Here is a 17,060-nt window from a genome sequence, read left to right on the forward strand (position 1 = left end):
TGCCCTTTGCGGAGCCGGCCGCGCGATCCACGCGCGACCTTCGGGCCTGCGTCATCGCAGCCTTCCAACCCGCGCCTCCCTCCGTTTACGGAACCGCCTGCCATGCGGCAATGCGGTGCCTTTTCATTTCTGCATCCATGCAAACACTCAAGACCAGGGACCTGATCGCCCTAGGCTTCATGACCTTTGCGCTGTTCCTCGGCGCGGGCAACATCATCTTTCCGCCCATGGTCGGCCAGGGCGCCGGCGAACACGCGGCCGCCGCGGCCACGGGCTTCCTGCTGACGGGCGTGGGCCTGCCTCTGCTCACGGTGGTCGCACTGGCGCGCGTGGGCGGCGGCATGGACGCACTGACCTCGCCCGTGGGCCGCAAGGCCGGAATGGTGCTGGGCCTGCTGATCTATCTCATCCTGGGGCCGCTGTTCGCCACGCCGCGCACGGCGACGGTGTCGTTCGAGATGGGCTTTGCGCCCTTCATGGGCCACAGCAGCACAGCCCTGTTCATCTACTCTGCCGTGTACTTCGCCCTGGTCATGGGCCTGTCCCTGTTCCCGGGCAAGCTGATCGACAACATCGGCAAGCTGATCACGCCCGTGTTGATCCTGGCGCTGGTGGTGCTGGGCGCCGCCGCCGTGCTGCTGCCGGCCGGGGAGGCCACCAGGGCCAGTGGCGACTACCTGGTGTCGCCGCTGACCGAAGGTTTCCTGGAGGGCTACCAGACCATGGACGCGCTGGGGGCGCTGGCCTTCGGCATCGTCATCGTCAACGCCATCCGTGACCGCGGCATCTCCGATACCGGCCTGCAGACGCGCTACGCCATCGTCGCGGGTGTGATCGCCGCCGTCGGACTGGGCATGGTGTATCTGTCGCTGATCCATCTGGGCGCCACCAGCCAGTCCATCGCCCCGCAGGCACAGACCGGCGTGCTCATCCTCACGCGCTATGTGGATCACACCTTCGGCCCCATCGGCAGCCTGCTGCTGGCCGTGGTGATCTCCCTGGCCTGCCTGACCACGGCCGTGGGCCTGGTCAGTGCCTGCGGCGCCTACTTCAGCCAAATGCTGCGCCTGCCCTACCGTGCAGTGGTGGTGGCCATCGGCCTGGCCTGCATTCTGGTGTCCAACCAGGGCCTGGCCCAGCTGATCGCCGTATCCGGACCCGTGCTCGTGGGCATCTACCCGCTGGCCATCGCCCTGGTGGTGCTGAGCCTGCTGTCTGGCCTGTGGCGCAATGCGCAGCGGGTGTTCGCACCGGTGCTGGCCGTGGCCCTGTTGTTTGGTCTCATCGATGCAGCCAGGGCTGCCGGCTGGCAGGACTGGCTGCCCGCGTTCCTGAACAGCCTGCCGGGCAACGGCATGGGCTGGGCCCTGCCCGTGGCCGCGACCCTGGTGCTGGCCGCCCTCCACGACCGGCTGCGCCCTGCGCCCGCCGCCGCGTTCAAGCCGTCCTGAACCTCGACATGAGTTCGACCAGCTGATGGGCCTGCTTGCGCAGGCTCTCGGCGGCCGAACTGGTCTGCTCCACCAGCGCGGCGTTCTGCTGGGTGCCTTCCTCGATGCGGACGATGGCGCTGTTGACATGGCTCACGCCCGCGCTCTGTTCGCCGCTGGAATGGCTGATGGCGCCGATCATGCGCGAGACCTTGGCAATCGCCTCCTGCACCGAGGCCATGGTCGCGCCCGCACTGTCCACCTCCTGGGCGCCCAGGGCCACGCGCTGGGCGTTGGCCTGGATCAGGTCGCGGATCTCCCGCGCCGCACCCGAGCTGCGCTGGGCCAGCGTGCGCACCTCGGCGGCCACCACCGCAAAGCCCCGGCCCTGCTCGCCGGCCCGTGCGGCCTCCACGGCCGCGTTGAGCGCAAGAATGTTGGTCTGGAAGGCAATGCCGTCGATCACCTCGATGATGCTGACCACGCGTTCGGACGCATCCTGGATGCTGCGCATGGTGCCCACGACGGCCGAGATGGCATCGCCGCCGCGCGTGGCAATGTCGCTGGCGGACGAAGCCAGCAGGTTGGCCTTCTCTGCGTGATCGGCATTGCCGCGCACGGTGGAGTCGAGCTGGTCCATGGAGGATGCCGTCATCTGCAGGGCCGACGCCTGCTGCTCGGTGCGCTGGGCCAGGTCGCTGTTGCCCGCTGCGATCTGCGAGCTGGCGGATGCCACCTGCTCCGCATTGCCGCGCACTTCCACGACGATGCTGCGCAGCTGTTCCTGCATGGCGCCCAGCGCCCGCAGCAGCTGGCCCAGCTCGTCGCGGCCGCCGCTCGCTATGGCATTGGTCAGATGGCCACGGGCCACGTTCTCGGCCAGCCGGACCGCGCTGCGCAGCGGTGCCACCACGGCGCGGGTGATGAGCCAGCCAATGGCCACGCCGGCCACGGCCGCCACCAGCATCAGCGCCAGGCTCAATTCCGTGGCGCGCCTGCCGCTGCTGTACGCATCGTCGGCCACGGACTTGCTCTGGGCAGCGATGCCTGCCTTGAGTTGGGACAGCAGCTCGGCCGGCTCGCGGTCCACGCCGCGCACGGCCATGTCGCCCACGGAGGGGTCGAAGCCCGTGGCCTCGAACTTGTCCAGGCCCACGCGATAGCCCTCGGCCATCTTGCGGTGCTGTGCCACAAAGCGCTGGGCCATCTCGCGCAGGGCGGTGTCTTCCACCAGGGCCAGCAAGGCGGTGGTCTTGTCCTGCACGGCGCGCTCATCGGACAGAAAGCCCTTCCAGTGCCGCTCGCGCAGCGCGTTGTCCGAGCCGCGCAGCAGCACGTTCTTCCATTCCTGGACCTGGGTCTTGAAGTGGCCTTCCACTTCTGCGGCAAGGCGCTCTGCGGCCATGTGGCGCTGTACGTCGCCGTGAAAGACGCCAAGGGATTGATGGGCCGACCAGAGGCCGAAGAATCCGGCGGCCAGGGTGAATAGCAGCGCCATGGCAATGGCGAGCGGCAACTTGCGACTGAGGTTCATAAAGACATGCGAGAGCCGGCCAGCATGTCCTCGAAGGGACGTCGAAACAGTCGCTGGCCGCAGGCCGCTATTGTCCCGGCGATATTAGGCAAAACCATTACAAAACCTCACAAACTGCGCACCGCAGCGTGTGAGGTTCTTGAAGGGCCGCCCTGTGCAGCGGTGGATTACTGCTTGAGCACGTCGGCGCCCGCAGGCACCTTGAACTCGAAGGTCGAGGCCGGCAGGGATGCCTGGGTCTGCAGCTTGCTGAAGCGGATCAGCGAACGCTGGCCAAAGCTGTCGAGGATGTCCAGCGCCGAAAGCTGCCCATCGGCTGCAAAGCCCACGCGCACGCTCTTGAGCTGGCCGTTCCTGTCCTTGGGGCTGGCCTGGACCCATTGCAGGCCATCCTGCTCGGGCGCGGACTGCAGATCGAAGTCGGCGCTCAACGCCTTGAGATCGCTGGCCGACGCCAGGATGGCGGCAGGCGTGCTGCCCAGGGCCTGGGCCTGCGCGCGCTGCGTGACCTGGTTGAGGTCGGCGTCATAGAGCCACAGCGTCTTGCCGTCGGCCACGATGGTCTGCTCGAACGGCTTGGTGTAGACGAACCTGAACTTGCCGGGACGCTGGAATTCGAATTGGCCGCTGGAGTTCTTGGTGCGCGGCGGCTGGCCATCCTTGGACGGGGCCGTGACGGCCTGGGTGAATTCGGCGCGGCCGGCCTGGGAATTCTTCATGAAGGCTTCCAGGCTCTTGAGGCCATCGGCCCACGAGGCCGTCGCGCTTGCCGCGATCACAACTGCAGTCAACAGACGTTTCATTCTTTCTCCATGATTGCGAAATGCGGGCTCATTCCCCGGCGCGCGCCGGCACCAGCACCTCGCGCTGCCCGCTGGCCGTGAGACCGCTGACCAGGCCCGCCTTTTCCATATCTTCCAGCAGGCGGGCCGAGCGGTTGTAACCAATCCTGAGCTTGCGCTGCACATACGAGATGCTGGCCTTGCGGTCCTTGAGCACCACTTCCACGGCCTGGTCGTACATGGGATCCTTCTCGCCGTTGCCGCCGTCGCCGGACTCCGCGCCGAACTCGCTGTCGCCCTCGGCCGTGACGCCTTCGAGCACGCCTTCGATGTAGTCGGCCTCGCCCTGCTCCTTGAGGTAGCCCACGACGCGGTGCACTTCCTCGTCGGACACAAAGGCGCCGTGCACGCGCACGGGCAAGCCCGTGCCGCTGGCCATGTAGAGCATGTCGCCCATGCCCAGCAGGGACTCGGCACCCATCTGGTCGAGCACGGTGCGGCTGTCGATCTTGCTGCTGACCTGGAAGGCGATGCGCGTGGGAATGTTGGCCTTGATCAGGCCGGTGATCACGTCCACGCTGGGGCGCTGGGTGGCCAGGATCAGGTGGATGCCGGCCGCGCGGGCCTTCTGGGCCAGGCGCGCGATCAGCTCCTCGATCTTCTTGCCGACCACCATCATCAGGTCGGCCAGCTCGTCGATGACGATGACGATGTGCGGCAGGCGCTGCAGCGGCTCGGGCTCCTCGGGCGTGAGGCTGAAGGGGTTGGGAATCGATTCCTCGCGCGCCTTGGCCTCGTCGATCTTGGTGTTGTAGCCCGCCAGATTGCGCACGCCCAGCTTGCTCATGAGCTTGTAGCGGCGCTCCATCTCGGCCACGCACCAGTTCAGGCCGTTGGCGGCCTGCTTCATGTCGGTGACCACGGGGCACAGCAGGTGAGGAATGCCTTCGTAGACCGACATTTCCAGCATCTTGGGGTCGATCATCAGCAGGCGCACATCGCGCGCCTCGGCCTTGTACAGCAGCGACAGGATCATGGCGTTGATCCCCACCGACTTGCCCGAACCCGTGGTGCCGGCCACCAGCACGTGCGGCATCTTGGCCAGATCGGCCACCACCGGGTTGCCCACGATGTCCTTGCCCAGGCCCATGGTCAGCATGCTCTTGGCGTCGTGGTACACCTGCGAGCCCAGCACCTCGGACAGGCGGATGGACTGGCGCTTGGCATTGGGCAGCTCCAGCGCCATGAAGTTCTTGCCGGGGATCGTCTCGATCACGCGGATGGACACCAGGGACAGCGAGCGCGCCAGATCCTTGGCCAGGTTCACGATCTGCGAGCCCTTGACACCCGTGGCCGGTTCGATCTCGTAGCGCGTGATCACGGGGCCGGGCATGGCGGCCACCACATGCACTTCCACGCCAAAGTCCTTGAGGCGCTTTTCGATCAGCCGGCTGGTCATCTCCAGCGTCTCGGGCGAGACGCTCTCCTGGCGCTGCTGCGCCGCATCGAGCAGGTCCACCTGGGGCAGCTTGCTGTCGGGCAATTCGGAGAACAGCGGCTTCTGGCGCTCCTTGACCACGCGCACGCTGGGGGCCGCCGCCTCCTGCAGCACGGGCTCGATGATCTGCACGGGCTGCGGGTGCTGCACGGCGCTTTCCGTGCGCTCTTCCTGCAACACCTCTTCGCGCTCGCGCGCGGCACGGCGGCCTGCGGCCTCGTCCCGGGCCTTCTCGCGGCGCGCGAAGAGGAAATGCACCCATCCATCCAGGCGTGCGCCCATGGATTCGGCCAGATGCCCCCAGGAAAAGCGGAACACCATGGCCAGGCCTATCACGGCCACGCAGATGCCGATCAGGCCCGAACCCATGAAGCCCAGCCATTGCAGGCTGTGGTAGCCCAGCATGTAGCCAAAGACGCCGCCGGCAGGGCCTGGCAGCACGCTCTCGAAGCGGTACAGCCGCGTCCATTCCAGCGCGCAGCTTGCGCCCAGCAGCAGCAGCAGGCCACCCCAGAAACGCAGGCGCCGGCGCCACAGCGGCGGCAGCTGCACGCCATCGCGGGGCACGCCGCCCCGCAGCCAGCGGGCGAAGGAAGACATCCAGGTCTGCACCGAGGCCAGCACCAGCCACCAGACCGACATGCCGAAGCCGAAATAGCAGGCGTCGGCCAGCCAGGCTCCGACGCGGCCCATCCAGTTGGCGACCAGGCGCGCGTGTCCCGCCCCGGAGGTGGACCACGCTGGATCCTGGGGCGAGTAGCTGAACATGGAGGCAAGCCAGAACACCAGGGCCAGCAGCCCCGCCAACAGCAGCATTTCATGGCCGAAGCGCGCCACCATGCCGGGGCGCGCCGCAGACTTGGATTTGCCCTTGGCGGATGTGGAAGCGTTCAGAGCGTTCAATGAGTAGGTCATACGCAGGCGGGAGCTTACCCCAGCCCCCTCGGGCTGGCCGCAAAAACAGCCAGGACGGCCTGCTAGCGTAATGCAAGCACTTGCAACAGAACATGACGCCGCTGCATGACGGCGCCATGTCGATCATTTTTGACAATCCGGGCCATTGATCCGCATGGCAACGGGAACCCGGCTGCGGAGCGATACTCCATGGCTGTGCCCGATGTATCTTTTTTCTGCACGCCGACTGCCGGCGTGCGCCTTTTTCAAGAACTGCATCCATGTCTTCTACGCAACACGCCAAAGTCCTGATCCTCGGCTCCGGCCCTGCCGGCTACACGGCCGCCATCTACGCCGCGCGCGCCAACCTCAACCCGCTGCTGGTGACCGGCATGGCCCAGGGTGGCCAGCTGATGACGACGACGGAAGTGGACAACTGGCCTGCGGACGTGAACGGCGTACAGGGCCCCGAACTGATGCAGCGCTTCCTGGAGCACGCAGAGCGCTTCAAGACCCAGGTGGTGTTCGACCACATCCACAGCGTCGATTTCTCCAAGCGTCCGTTCACGCTGACCGGCGACTCGGGCACCTACACCTGCGACAGCCTGATCATCGCCACGGGCGCCTCGGCCAAGTACCTGGGCCTGCCCTCCGAAGAGGCCTTCATGGGCCGCGGCGTCTCGGGCTGCGCCACCTGCGACGGTTTCTTCTACCGCGAGCAGCCCGTGTGCGTGGTCGGCGGCGGCAACACCGCCGTCGAGGAAGCCCTGTACCTGTCCAACATCGCCAGCAAGGTCACCCTGGTGCACCGCCGCGACAAGTTCAAGGCCGAGCCCATCCTCGTGGACAAGCTCATGGACAAGGTCCGTGCCGGCAAGATCGAACTCAAGACCCACTTCGTGCTCGACGAGGTGCTGGGCGACCAGTCCGGCGTGACCGGCATCCGCATCAAGAGCACCCAGGATGGCCATGCCGAGGACATCCAGCTGCAGGGCTGCTTCATCGCCATCGGCCACGCGCCCAACACCGAGATCTTCAAGGGCCACCTGGAGATGGACGAGACCGGCTACATCATCACCCAGGGCGGCCTCAAGGGCTTCGCCACCCAGACCAGCGTGCCCGGCGTGTTCGCGGCCGGCGACGTGCAGGACCATGTCTACCGCCAGGCCATCACCAGCGCCGGCACGGGCTGTATGGCCGCGCTGGACGCCCAGCGCTTCCTCGAGCAGGAATAAGCGGGATGCCATCCCGCCCGCCCTGCCCTCGTGCAGGGCGGCAAAAGCCCCTGGCTGCCGCCGTGATTGGCTGGCCCAGGGGCTTTTCTCATGAAGACGCTATAATCCGTGGCTTTGCTGAATTTGAAGCGCGCCTTGCTTGCATGGCCAGGACACTTTCAGCGATGGGGTTACCGCCACCCTTTATGGCGAGGTGAGGTTGCCGGCAGGCCCTGCAGCAAATGCAGGGCATCAGCGTCGGCGGCTGTACAACTATCGGAGTGTCCTCATGGCACGCGTATGTGAAGTAACGGGCAAGAAGCCCATGGTGGGAAACAACGTTTCCCACGCCAACAACAAGACCAAGCGTCGTTTCCTGCCCAACCTGCAATACCGCCGTTTCTGGGTTGAGAGCGAAAACCGTTGGGTGCGCCTGCGCGTTTCCAGCGCTGCTCTGCGCCTGATCGACAAGAACGGTATCGACTCCGTGCTCGCAGACCTGCGTGCCCGTGGCCAAGCCTAAATCCCTCAAGGAGAAACACCATGGCTGCTAAAGGCGGACGCGAAAAGATCAAGCTGGAATCCACTGCAGGAACCGGCCACTTCTACACCACGACCAAGAACAAGAAGACAATGCCCGAGAAGATGGCGATCATGAAGTTTGATCCCAAGGCTCGCAAGCACGTCACGTACAAGGAAATCAAGCTGAAGTAATTCAGCCTGTCCCTGGTACCGACAAAGAAACCGCCCGGCGCAAGCCCGGCGGTTTTTTTGCGTCCCTCACCCGTGGCGCGCGGCCTGGCCCAGCTGCGCGCAGGCCATGGCGCCGAGATCGCGGCAGGCCTGCTCGACCACGCCATCCACGGGCAGGGTGCAGCCCAGGCGCATGCAGTGCTCGTAGCGGCCCGAGTTGGAGAACATGCTGCCCGGCGCCGTGCGTATGCCGCGCGCCAGCGCCTGCGTGAACAGCGCGGACGTGGACACGCCAGCCGGAAGCTCCAGCCACAGGCTGAGTCCGCCGGGCGGCAGGCTCAGCCGCGTTCCCAACGGGAAAAAGCGCGCCACCAGCTGCGCCATGCCCTCGCGCTGGCGCCGCAGCTGCTGCTTCAGGCGCTGCAGATTGCGCAGATGCGCGGGCGAGCCCACGCAGGCGGCCGCCAGCAACTGGGCCAGGGTCTGGGTCCCCCGGCTGCGCGCGAACTTGAGCATCTGCACACGGCCATGCCACTGGCCGGCGTTCATCCAGCCCTGGCGCAGGCCTGGCGCCATGCTCTTGTTGAAGGCCTCGCAATAGATCACATGTCCCGGCAGGCGGTCCCAGGCCTTGATGGGGCGCACGGGCTGGCTGCTTTCCACGAACAGGCCGTAGGAGTCGTCCTCGATCAGCGCCACGCCGTGGGCGGCGCACAGCTCGATCAGTCTGGCCTTGTGTTCATCGGGAATGCGCGTGCCCAGCGGCATCTGCAGCTCGGGCACGACCACCACGGCCTTCAGCCGGGGCTGGGTCTGCAGGGCCAGCTCCAACGCCTCGATGGACAGGCCGGTGCGCGGGCTGCAGGGAATCTCCAGCGCCTGCATCTGCAGCGACTCCACCACCTGCAGCAGGCCGTAGTAGGTCGGCGACTCCACGGCCACCACATCGCCGGGCGAGGCCACAGCGGCCAGCGCCAGGCTCACGGCCTCGGAATTGCCCGTGGTCGCCAGCACATCGGCCGGTGCGACATGGATGCCCGCCGCCAGCGCGCGCCGCGCCATGGCCCGCTGGAAATCAGGGTGGCTGCCCATCATGGAACGCCCCAGCACCAGCAGATCGGGCTGCTCGCGCAGCAGCCGGGCAGCCGCCTGGTTCAGGTAGCCGCGATCGAACAGTTCCGGCGGCGGCGTGGCACCGCCCAGGTCCACCTGCACATCGGCCTGGCGGCCGCGCTCCAGCATGAGCGAGATGTGCTCATTGATGCCCGCAAAGTGCTGTTGTGGCAACGGCTGCACGGGCTGGCTCAGATCCGGTTCGCTGGCAGGCGCCAGCCCTGCAGGCCGGGCATCGCGAACGAAGTAGCCCACGCGCGGGCGGGCCTCGAGCTGGCCCAGATCCTCCAGATGCCGCAGCGTCTGCAGCGCCGTGGACAGGCTGACCTCGTGGCGGCGCATCAGCTCGCGCACGGAAGGCATGCGCTCGCCCGCCTTGAGCGTGCCCATCTCCATGGCCAGGCTGTAGTCGGCCGCCAGGCGGCGGTACAGGGTGGGGGCGGCGCTTGCGGCGGTCATGGGCAGGATGGAAAACGGCTGGGGATGGAAGTGCTTGACTGAGATCTTGCCTCAAGGCCCTGTTACGCAACAGATACAGATCATCAAGCCATGCAGCAGAACAGAACATGGACTGCCTGCACTGCTGCGGCGCAACAAACCACAGCCTGTGCCTGTGCCAAAGAGGGCCGAATGCCTACGCTTGGGGCCTGGAACTACAGGACAACGACCCATGCACAACGCCCACACCCGCTCTTTCGAACTGCGCCATCTCGCCCCCGGAAACGACCTGTATCTGTCCATGCAGGAGGGCTGCGAGCTGTTCTGCCGCCAGGGCAGCCTGGAAATCAGCGTCCCGCAGCAGGCCTGGGCCGATGCAGCGCCGGGGCTGACCCTCAGGCTGCAGCCGGGCCAGGGCTGGCGCGCAGGCGCGGACCTGCGGATAAGAGTCCGCTCCGTGTCCCAGGCCACGGCAGGTCTGGAACTGCAGCCGAACCCCGCAGCAAAAAGCCGCATCGCCTCCGAAGAGAAGATGCGGCCCCGGGAATGGACGCTTGCCGGCTGGCTTCGCAGCTTCAGGCGTGGGCAGCGCGCAGCTTGACCGAGAACTCCTTGAGCGCGGCAATGCCGCTGGCCTCGGCGCGATGGCACCAGGCCTGCAGATGGGCCGTCAGCTGCTCGCGCGACAGCGAGGTGTTGAGCCACAGCTGGCGCAGCTCCTCGCGCATGACCAGCATCTGGTCCAGCACGGGATGGGCGGCGCGCGCCTGGGCCAGCTGGTCCTGCGCCTGGGCGGGCACCTTGTCGGCATCGCGGTGCAGCCAGCGGCGCGCCGTCCTGAGCAAGGACAGGTCGGCCTGCTGCGCCTTGCGCTGCTTGAGCGCATCGAGTTCGAACTGCACGGCGGCACGCACGCCGCGCGCATAGCGGGCCATGACCTCGTAGCGGTTGGCGATCACGGCCTCCAGCGTCTTTTCGTCGGCCACAGGCTTGATGGCGCCCATGACCAGCCTGGGCGGCGTTTTCTTGACCTTGGCCCAGCCGACCGCCTGCATCGCCCGGATGTAGGCCCAGCCCACATCGAACTCATAGCGCTTGACCGAGAACTTGGCCGAGGTCGGATAGGTGTGGTGGTTGTTGTGCAGTTCCTCACCGCCGATGATCAGGCCCCAGGGCACGAGGTTGGTGCTGGCATCCTGGGCCTCGAAGTTGCGGTAGCCCCAGAAATGGCCCAGGCCGTTGACCACGCCGGCAGCCCAGAACGGAATCCAGGCCATCTGCACGGCCCAGATGGTCAGTCCGATGGCGCCGAACAGCAGCACGTTGATGACCAGCATCAGAGAAGGACCCCAGATCGAATGCCGGCTGTAGAGATGACGCTCGATCCAGTCGTCGGGCGTGCCGTGGCCGAACTTCCTGAGCGTCTCGGCGTTCTTGGCCTCTTCGCGGTACAGCTCCGCGCCCTGGCGCATCACGGTATCCAGCCCGCGCGTTTGCGGGCTGTGGGGATCGTCCTCGGTTTCGCACTTGGCGTGGTGCTTGCGGTGGATGGCTACCCACTCCTTGGTGACCATGCCCGTGCCCAACCACAACCAGAACCGGAAGAAATGCGAGGGCACCGGCCCCAGGTCCAGCGAACGATGGGCCTGACAGCGGTGCAGGAAGATGGTGACGCCCGCAATCGTGACGTGGGTGGTGACCAGGGCATACAGCAGCAGCTGCCACCACGACAGCTGCCACAGGCCATGGGCCATCCAGTCCAGGGCAATATTCCAAACCGACGCGAAATCCACAGACATGACCCAAGCCTTTGCCAAAGCCGGCGCCCAGTGGCACCGATGCCTCAATTTTAGGCGAGCCCCCCGTGAAGACGTTCGGCAATCTCCCGCGATTTACAGCTTATTGCGTCTGCAAGTTACGGCTTCCGGGTCCAAACGGCGGCGAAAAACCCGTCCGTCTCATGGCGCTGGGGCCACAGGCGCAGGTACTGCGTGCCGGTCTCGCCGCCGCTGCACAGCACATCGCCCCGCTCCACCTTGAGCTGGGCCAGAAGTTCTCCGGCATCCATGGCCACGAAGTCAGAGTGCTCCGCTGCAAAGGCGTCGGCGATGGCTTCGTTTTCCTGGGGCAGGACCGAACAGGTGGCATAGACCAGGCGCCCGCCCGGCTTGACCAGCCGCGCAGCACTGGCCAGGATGGCCGCCTGCTTTTGCGTGAGTTCCTCGATGGCCTTGGCCGACTGGCGCCACTTGAGGTCGGGGTTGCGGCGCAGCGTGCCCAGGCCCGAGCAGGGCGCATCCACCAGCACGCGGTCGATCTTTCCGGCCAGGCGCTTGACGCGGTCGTCGCGCTCATGGGCGATGGCCGCGGGGTGCACGTTCGACAGGCCCGAGCGCGCCAGGCGCGGCTTCAGGGCCTCGAGCCGGTGGCCCGAGACATCGAAGGCGTACAGACGCCCCGTGCTGCGCATCGAAGCACCAATGGCCAGGGTCTTGCCGCCTGCGCCTGCACAGAAATCGACCACCATTTCGCCGCGCTTGGCATCGAGCATCAGCGCCAGCAGTTGCGAGCCTTCGTCCTGCACCTCAATGGCACCGCGCGTGAAAGCGTCCATCCGGGCCAGCGCCGGCTTGCCCTGCACACGCAGGCCCCAGGGCGAGTAAGGTGTGGCTTCGGCGACGATGCCGGCATCGGCCAGTTCCTTTTGCACATCGGCACGCTTGGCGTTCAGCGCATTGACGCGCAGATCCAGCGGCGCGGCCTGTTCCATACTCTGGGCAAAGGCCCAGAAGTCATCGCCCAGTTGCTGCTGTAGCGGCGCGACCAGCCATTCGGGAAGGTTGTGGCGGTGCGGCTCCATCAGTTCGTCGGGACGCACGGCCTCGCAGGCGTCCAGCCATTGCAGCTCCTGCGGCGACAGCGCGGCGCGCACGAAGCTGCGTGCGTCCTTGACACCTTGCTCGGTCTTGCCAGCCACGCGGGCCAGTGCCTCCTGGCTGTGGGCAAAGCCCAAAATGGCCAGCCTGCGTTCACGCGAGCCGCTGCCAGAACGCGCCAGGCTCTCAAAAAGCAGCTTCTTGCGCAGCACGGTGTAGGCGGTCTCGGCCAGCGCAGCGCGCTCGCGCGGGCCCAGGTTGCGGTTTTCACGGAAAAAGCGTGACACCACGGCGTCGGCCGGATGTTCGAAAGTCAGGGTGCGCTTGACCAGTTCGGCGCAGGCGTCGAGAAGCTGTTTGGGATGCATGGCCGCGATTGTCCCACTGCCTTGCAAATCCGAGAGGGGCGCAGGTCGGAACCCGGAGCAACGCCGGGCTGGCACGGCTACCATGGCGCCCCATGACCGATGACGACCTGCCCCCTCTGATTGCCACGCCCCCGGGCCTGTACCGCCACTACAAGGGCGCTCCCTACGAGGTGCTTGCCACCGTGCGCCACAGCGAAACGCGCGAGTCCATGACCCTGTACCGCGCGCTCTACGGCGAGCGCGGCCTGTGGGTGCGGCCGGCCGCCATGTTCAACGAAACCGTGGTCATCAACGGCGTGGAGCAGCCCCGCTTTGCACGCTGCCCCGAAGTGGAGCAGCAGGCCTTTCAGAGCGAAGGCCTGTGAGCAGACCCTAGCCCCGCATCAACTGCGCCACGGCGCGCGGGTAGATGATGTGCTCCTGCACCAGCACGCGCGCGGCCAGTGCCTGGGCCGTGTCGCCGGGCAGCACGGGCACCACGGCCTGCTCCAGGATGGGGCCCACATCCAGCTCGGCCGTCACGCGGTGCACGGTGCAGCCGGCGAAGCGGCAGCCTGCATCGATGGCCCGCTGGTGCGTGTGCAGGCCCGTGAAGGCGGGCAGCAGCGACGGGTGGATGTTGATCATGCGACCTTCGTAATGCGCAACGAAGCCCGGCGTGAGGATGCGCATGAAGCCGGCAAGCACGACCAGCGCGGGCGCGTGCCGGTCGATCACCTGGGCCAGCTCGGCGTCGAAGGCCTCGCGGCTGGGGAACGGGCGGTGGTCCAGCACCTCGGTGGCAATGCCCTGCTCGCGCGCGAAAACGAGGCCCGAAGCCTCGGCCTTGTTGCTGACCACGGCGGCCACGCGGGCGCCATAACGCCGCGCCCAGTCCTGTTGCTGCGAAGCACGCACAATGGCAGCCATGTTCGAGCCGCCGCCCGAGATCAGGATCACGATATTTTTCATGGGCGGCGATTGTCGCACCGCGGGCCGCGCGGCCTGCGCCAGCCCCGGCAAGGCCCATGGCCCTGCCGGGCCTTGTCACCTCTTGCCCTCAGACCCATGCCATTCGATCCCCGCTCCACCCCCTTGACCGCCGTCGAAGCCCGCGTGCTGGCCACCCTGATGGAGAAGGCGCGTACCGTGCCCGACAGCTACCCGCTCACGCTCAACGCACTGGTGACGGGCTGCAACCAGAAAAGCAGCCGCGATCCGGTGATGGAAGTCAGCGAGGGCGAAGCCCAGGAAGCGCTGGACAGCCTGCGCCTGCGCACCATGTCCGTGCAGATCAGCAGCGCACGCGCCACGCGCTGGGAACACAACTTCCCGCGCGGCGTGGGTGTGCCCGACCAGAGCGCCGTGCTGCTGTCCCTGCTGATGCTGCGCGGCCCGCAGACGGCTGGCGAGCTGCGCATCAACTCCGAGCGCTGGCACCGCTTTGCCGACATCTCCTCGGTCGAAGCCTTCCTGGAAGAGCTGCGCGAGCGCAGCGAGGAAAAAGGCGGCCCGCTGGTCGTCCTGCTGCCCCGCGCGCCCGGCGCGCGCGAACAACGCTGGGCCCACCTGCTGTGCGGCCCCGTGGACGTGAACGCGATCGCCTCGGCCCCTGCGGCAGCAGGCGCACGCGGCGATGCCCTGGCCCAGCGCGTGGTCGATCTGGAAGCCCAGGTACGCCAGCTGCAGGCACGTCTGGCACATGTCTACGCCCAGCTGGGTCTGGAAGAACCCGATCAGCCTGCCTGATATCCGGCGGCCGTGAAGCCATCAGGGATTGCCATAGGTTGTCACGCCCTGGACAGTTCAAAAAAGAACGCGCGTGCTACAAAAGCCGGGATTGAAGGAGACACAGTCCATGGACCTGGCATTTACCACTGAAGAACAGTCCTTTCGCGAGGAAGTCCGCGCCTGGGTGCGGGCCAACCTGCCCCAGGACATCGCGCACAAGGTGCGCCATTCGCTGCGCCTGACGCGCGACGACCTGCAGAACTGGGCCAAGATTCTTGGCAAGAAAGGCTGGCTGGGCTACGGCTGGCCCAAGCAGTTCGGCGGACCCGGCTGGAACGCCGTGCAAAAGCACCTGTTCGAGGAGGAATGTGCCCTGGCCTGCGCGCCGCGCATCATTCCCTTCGGCCCCGTGATGGTGGCGCCCGTGATCATGGCCTACGGCACGCCCGAGCAGCAGCAGCGCTTTCTGCCCGGCATTGCCAGCGGCGAAGTGTGGTGGAGCCAGGGCTACTCGGAGCCGGGCTCGGGCTCGGACCTGGCCAGCGTCAAGACCCGCGCCGAGCGCGTGGGCGACAAATACATCGTCAACGGCCAGAAGACCTGGACCACGCTGGGCCAGTACGGCGAATGGATCTTCTGCCTGGTGCGCACCAGCAACGAGGGCAAGCCCCAGACCGGCATCAGCTTCCTGCTGGTGGACATGAAGAGCCCTGGCGTGACCGTGCGCCCGATCAAGCTGCTGGACGGCGAGTGCGAGGTCAACGAGGTCTTCTTCGACAATGTGGAAGTGCCGGCCGAGAACCTGATCGGCGAGGAGAACAAGGGCTGGACCTACGCCAAGCACCTGCTCAGCCACGAGCGTACCAACATCGCCGACGTGAACCGCGCCAAGCGCGAGCTGGAACGCCTCAAGCGCATCGCCAAGGCCGAAGGCGTCTATGAGGACCAGCGTTTCCGCGACGAGATCGCCAAGCTCGAAGTCGACGTGGTGGCGCTGGAGATGCTGGTGCTGCGCGTGCTGTCGGCCGAGAAATCGGGCAAGAACCCGCTGGACATCGCCGGCCTGCTCAAGATCAAGGGCAGTGAAATCCAGCAGCGCTACTCCGAGCTGATGATGCTGGCCGCAGGCCCCTTCAGCCTGCCCTTCATCGAAGAAGCCATGGAAGCCGGCTGGCAGGGCGACTTCCCCGGCGGCGTGGCGGACAACGCGCCGCTGGCATCGACCTATTTCAACATGCGCAAGACGACGATCTACGGCGGCTCCAACGAGGTCCAGAGAAACATCGTCGCTCAGACGGTGCTGGGCTGATTTTGGCTGGAGTTTCGCTGACCCCAGAAGTGCGCCGGACGCGCTTCGATCAGCTTCGGGAGACAGAAAATGGACTTTGATTTTTCGGATGACCAGCAGCAACTGCGCGACGCGGTGCGCCGCTGGGTGGACAAGGGCTACACCTTCGAGCGCCGCCGCTCCATCGTCGAGGCGGGCGGCTTCTCGCGCGAGGCCTGGGGCGAGCTGGCCGAACTGGGCCTGACGGCACTGACCGTGCCCGAGGAGCACGGCGGCCTGGGCCAGGGCGCCACCGACGTGATGGTGGTGATGGAAGAGCTGGGCCGCGGTCTGGTGATGGAGCCGCTGGCACAGGCCTTCGTGGCATCCAGCGTGCTCGGCCAGCATGCCGACGCCTCCGTGGCCGGCCAGTGGCTGCCGCGCGTGGCCAGCGGCGAGGCCCTGGTCGTGCTGGCACACCAGGAGCGCCAGGCCCGTTACCGGCTCGACGTCTGCGCGGCCACGGCCGGCAAGAGCGGCAGCGGCTACACGGTGGATGCCACCAAGAGCGTGGTGCCCGCAGGCGACGCGGCCGATGCCTTCCTGGTGCCGGCCCAGCTGGACGGCAAGATCGCCCTCTTCCTGGTGGAGCGCGGCGCCAGCGGCGTCAGCACCCAGGGCTACCGGACCCAGGATGGCAGCCGCGCCGCCGAGCTGCGCTGCCAGGCGGCTCCCGCCACGCTGGTGACGACCGATGGCCTGGCCGCCCTGACGCTGGCCCAGGACGTGGCCAACGCCGCCCTGTGCGCCGAAGGCGTGGGCGCCATGGAGCAGACACTGAAGCTCACCACCGAGTACATGAACCAGCGCAAGCAGTTCAACACGGTGATCGCCAGCTTCCAGGCCCTGCGCCACCGCGTGGCGGACATGAAGATGCAGCTGGAGCTGGCCCGCTCCATGAGCTACTACGCCAGCCTCAAGATGAACACGCCCGAGGCGGAGCGCCACGTGGCCATCGCGCGCGCCAAGGTCCAGCTGGGCCAGTCGCTGCGCTATGTGGGCCAGCAGTCGGTGCAGCTGCACGGCGGCATCGGCGTGACCGACGAGTACGCAGGCAGCCACTACTTCAAGCGCCTGACGCAGATGGAGATGACGGGTGGGGACACGCTGCACCATCTGGGCATCGTGTCCGGGAAGATGCAGGACACGGCCGGCGTGTTTGCCTGAGCCTCGGGTCCAGCTT

16 protein-coding genes are annotated in these 17,060 nt (G+C 66.7%); 9 read left to right on the plus strand and 7 right to left on the minus strand.

Annotation, left to right across the window (positions count from 1 at the left end):
- Positions 1 to 137 precede the first annotated feature (137 nt).
- Entirely contained in the window at positions 138 to 1,451 is a 1,314-nt protein-coding gene (gene brnQ / locus ACF8ML_RS02560; RefSeq protein WP_016451105.1) for a branched-chain amino acid transport system II carrier protein, read from the plus strand.
- Here brnQ and ACF8ML_RS02565 read toward each other — a convergent pair.
- The 3 genes from ACF8ML_RS02565 to ACF8ML_RS02575 all read right to left on the minus strand — a co-directional run bounded on the left by ACF8ML_RS02565 (position 1,438) and on the right by ACF8ML_RS02575 (position 6,159).
- Entirely contained in the window at positions 1,438 to 2,964 is a 1,527-nt protein-coding gene (locus ACF8ML_RS02565; protein WP_154833652.1) for a methyl-accepting chemotaxis protein, read from the minus strand. The genes brnQ and ACF8ML_RS02565 overlap by 14 nt on opposite strands.
- Positions 2,965 to 3,131: 167 nt before the next feature.
- Complete coding sequence (gene lolA, locus ACF8ML_RS02570; protein WP_047217411.1) at positions 3,132 to 3,767, minus strand: outer membrane lipoprotein chaperone LolA; 636 nt, start codon at positions 3,765 to 3,767, stop codon at positions 3,132 to 3,134.
- Between the two features lie 28 nt (positions 3,768 to 3,795).
- A complete protein-coding gene (locus tag ACF8ML_RS02575; protein ID WP_392406199.1) occupies positions 3,796 to 6,159 on the minus strand; it encodes a DNA translocase FtsK in 2,364 nt (787 codons plus the stop codon).
- Positions 6,160 to 6,419: 260 nt separating this feature from the next.
- On the opposite strand from ACF8ML_RS02575, the gene trxB reads away from it, so the two are divergent.
- The 3 genes from trxB (at position 6,420) to rpmG (ending at position 8,066) form a co-directional block, all read left to right on the plus strand.
- Positions 6,420 to 7,373 carry a thioredoxin-disulfide reductase gene (trxB, locus tag ACF8ML_RS02580; protein ID WP_016445763.1) on the plus strand — a complete coding sequence of 318 codons (954 nt, stop codon included), beginning with the start codon at positions 6,420 to 6,422 and terminating at the stop codon, positions 7,371 to 7,373.
- A 268-nt stretch (positions 7,374 to 7,641) separates the two neighbouring features.
- Positions 7,642 to 7,875, plus strand: a complete 234-nt coding sequence (gene rpmB / locus ACF8ML_RS02585; protein ID WP_012207163.1) for a 50S ribosomal protein L28 — start codon at positions 7,642 to 7,644, stop codon at positions 7,873 to 7,875.
- Positions 7,876 to 7,895: 20 nt separating this feature from the next.
- Positions 7,896 to 8,066: a 50S ribosomal protein L33 gene (rpmG, locus tag ACF8ML_RS02590; protein WP_012207164.1), complete on the plus strand. Its 171-nt coding sequence runs from the start codon at positions 7,896 to 7,898 to the stop codon at positions 8,064 to 8,066.
- Positions 8,067 to 8,132: 66 nt separating this feature from the next.
- On the opposite strand, the gene ACF8ML_RS02595 is transcribed toward rpmG, so the two are convergent.
- On the minus strand, positions 8,133 to 9,617 hold the full coding sequence (locus ACF8ML_RS02595; RefSeq protein ID WP_392406202.1) for a PLP-dependent aminotransferase family protein: 1,485 nt from the start codon (positions 9,615 to 9,617) through the stop codon (positions 8,133 to 8,135).
- Positions 9,618 to 9,828: 211 nt separating this feature from the next.
- Between ACF8ML_RS02595 and ACF8ML_RS02600 the strand changes: the two genes are divergently transcribed.
- A complete protein-coding gene (locus tag ACF8ML_RS02600; protein ID WP_016445761.1) occupies positions 9,829 to 10,197 on the plus strand; it encodes a hypothetical protein in 369 nt (122 codons plus the stop codon).
- On the opposite strand, the gene ACF8ML_RS02605 is transcribed toward ACF8ML_RS02600, so the two are convergent.
- Positions 10,172 to 11,395: a fatty acid desaturase gene (locus ACF8ML_RS02605; protein ID WP_016445760.1), complete on the minus strand. Its 1,224-nt coding sequence runs from the start codon at positions 11,393 to 11,395 to the stop codon at positions 10,172 to 10,174. The two genes, ACF8ML_RS02600 and ACF8ML_RS02605, sit on opposite strands and share 26 nt — an antisense overlap.
- A gap of 116 nt (positions 11,396 to 11,511) precedes the next feature.
- A complete protein-coding gene (locus ACF8ML_RS02610) occupies positions 11,512 to 12,840 on the minus strand; it encodes an RsmB/NOP family class I SAM-dependent RNA methyltransferase (RefSeq protein ID WP_016445759.1) in 1,329 nt (442 codons plus the stop codon).
- A gap of 92 nt (positions 12,841 to 12,932) precedes the next feature.
- Between ACF8ML_RS02610 and ACF8ML_RS02615 the strand changes: the two genes are divergently transcribed.
- Positions 12,933 to 13,205 carry a DUF1653 domain-containing protein gene (locus ACF8ML_RS02615; protein ID WP_016445758.1) on the plus strand — a complete coding sequence of 91 codons (273 nt, stop codon included), beginning with the start codon at positions 12,933 to 12,935 and terminating at the stop codon, positions 13,203 to 13,205.
- Positions 13,206 to 13,212: 7 nt separating this feature from the next.
- Here ACF8ML_RS02615 and purN read toward each other — a convergent pair whose 3' ends face one another.
- Positions 13,213 to 13,791 carry a phosphoribosylglycinamide formyltransferase gene (gene purN, locus ACF8ML_RS02620; RefSeq protein ID WP_016445757.1) on the minus strand — a complete coding sequence of 193 codons (579 nt, stop codon included), beginning with the start codon at positions 13,789 to 13,791 and terminating at the stop codon, positions 13,213 to 13,215.
- A gap of 96 nt (positions 13,792 to 13,887) precedes the next feature.
- On the opposite strand from purN, the gene ACF8ML_RS02625 reads away from it, so the two are divergent.
- The 3 genes from ACF8ML_RS02625 to ACF8ML_RS02635 all read left to right on the plus strand — a co-directional run bounded on the left by ACF8ML_RS02625 (position 13,888) and on the right by ACF8ML_RS02635 (position 17,044).
- Positions 13,888 to 14,568, plus strand: a complete 681-nt coding sequence (locus ACF8ML_RS02625) for a YceH family protein (protein WP_016445756.1) — start codon at positions 13,888 to 13,890, stop codon at positions 14,566 to 14,568.
- A 109-nt stretch (positions 14,569 to 14,677) separates the two neighbouring features.
- Complete coding sequence (locus ACF8ML_RS02630; protein ID WP_016445755.1) at positions 14,678 to 15,859, plus strand: acyl-CoA dehydrogenase family protein; 1,182 nt, start codon at positions 14,678 to 14,680, stop codon at positions 15,857 to 15,859.
- 69 nt (positions 15,860 to 15,928) lie between these two features.
- Positions 15,929 to 17,044, plus strand: a complete 1,116-nt coding sequence (locus ACF8ML_RS02635) for an acyl-CoA dehydrogenase family protein (RefSeq protein ID WP_016451097.1) — start codon at positions 15,929 to 15,931, stop codon at positions 17,042 to 17,044.
- The last annotated feature ends 16 nt before the right edge of the window (positions 17,045 to 17,060 follow it).

The organism is Delftia sp. WSY_10 (genome assembly GCF_043104705.1).
Taxonomy (GTDB): domain Bacteria; phylum Pseudomonadota; class Gammaproteobacteria; order Burkholderiales; family Burkholderiaceae_C; genus Comamonas; species Comamonas tsuruhatensis.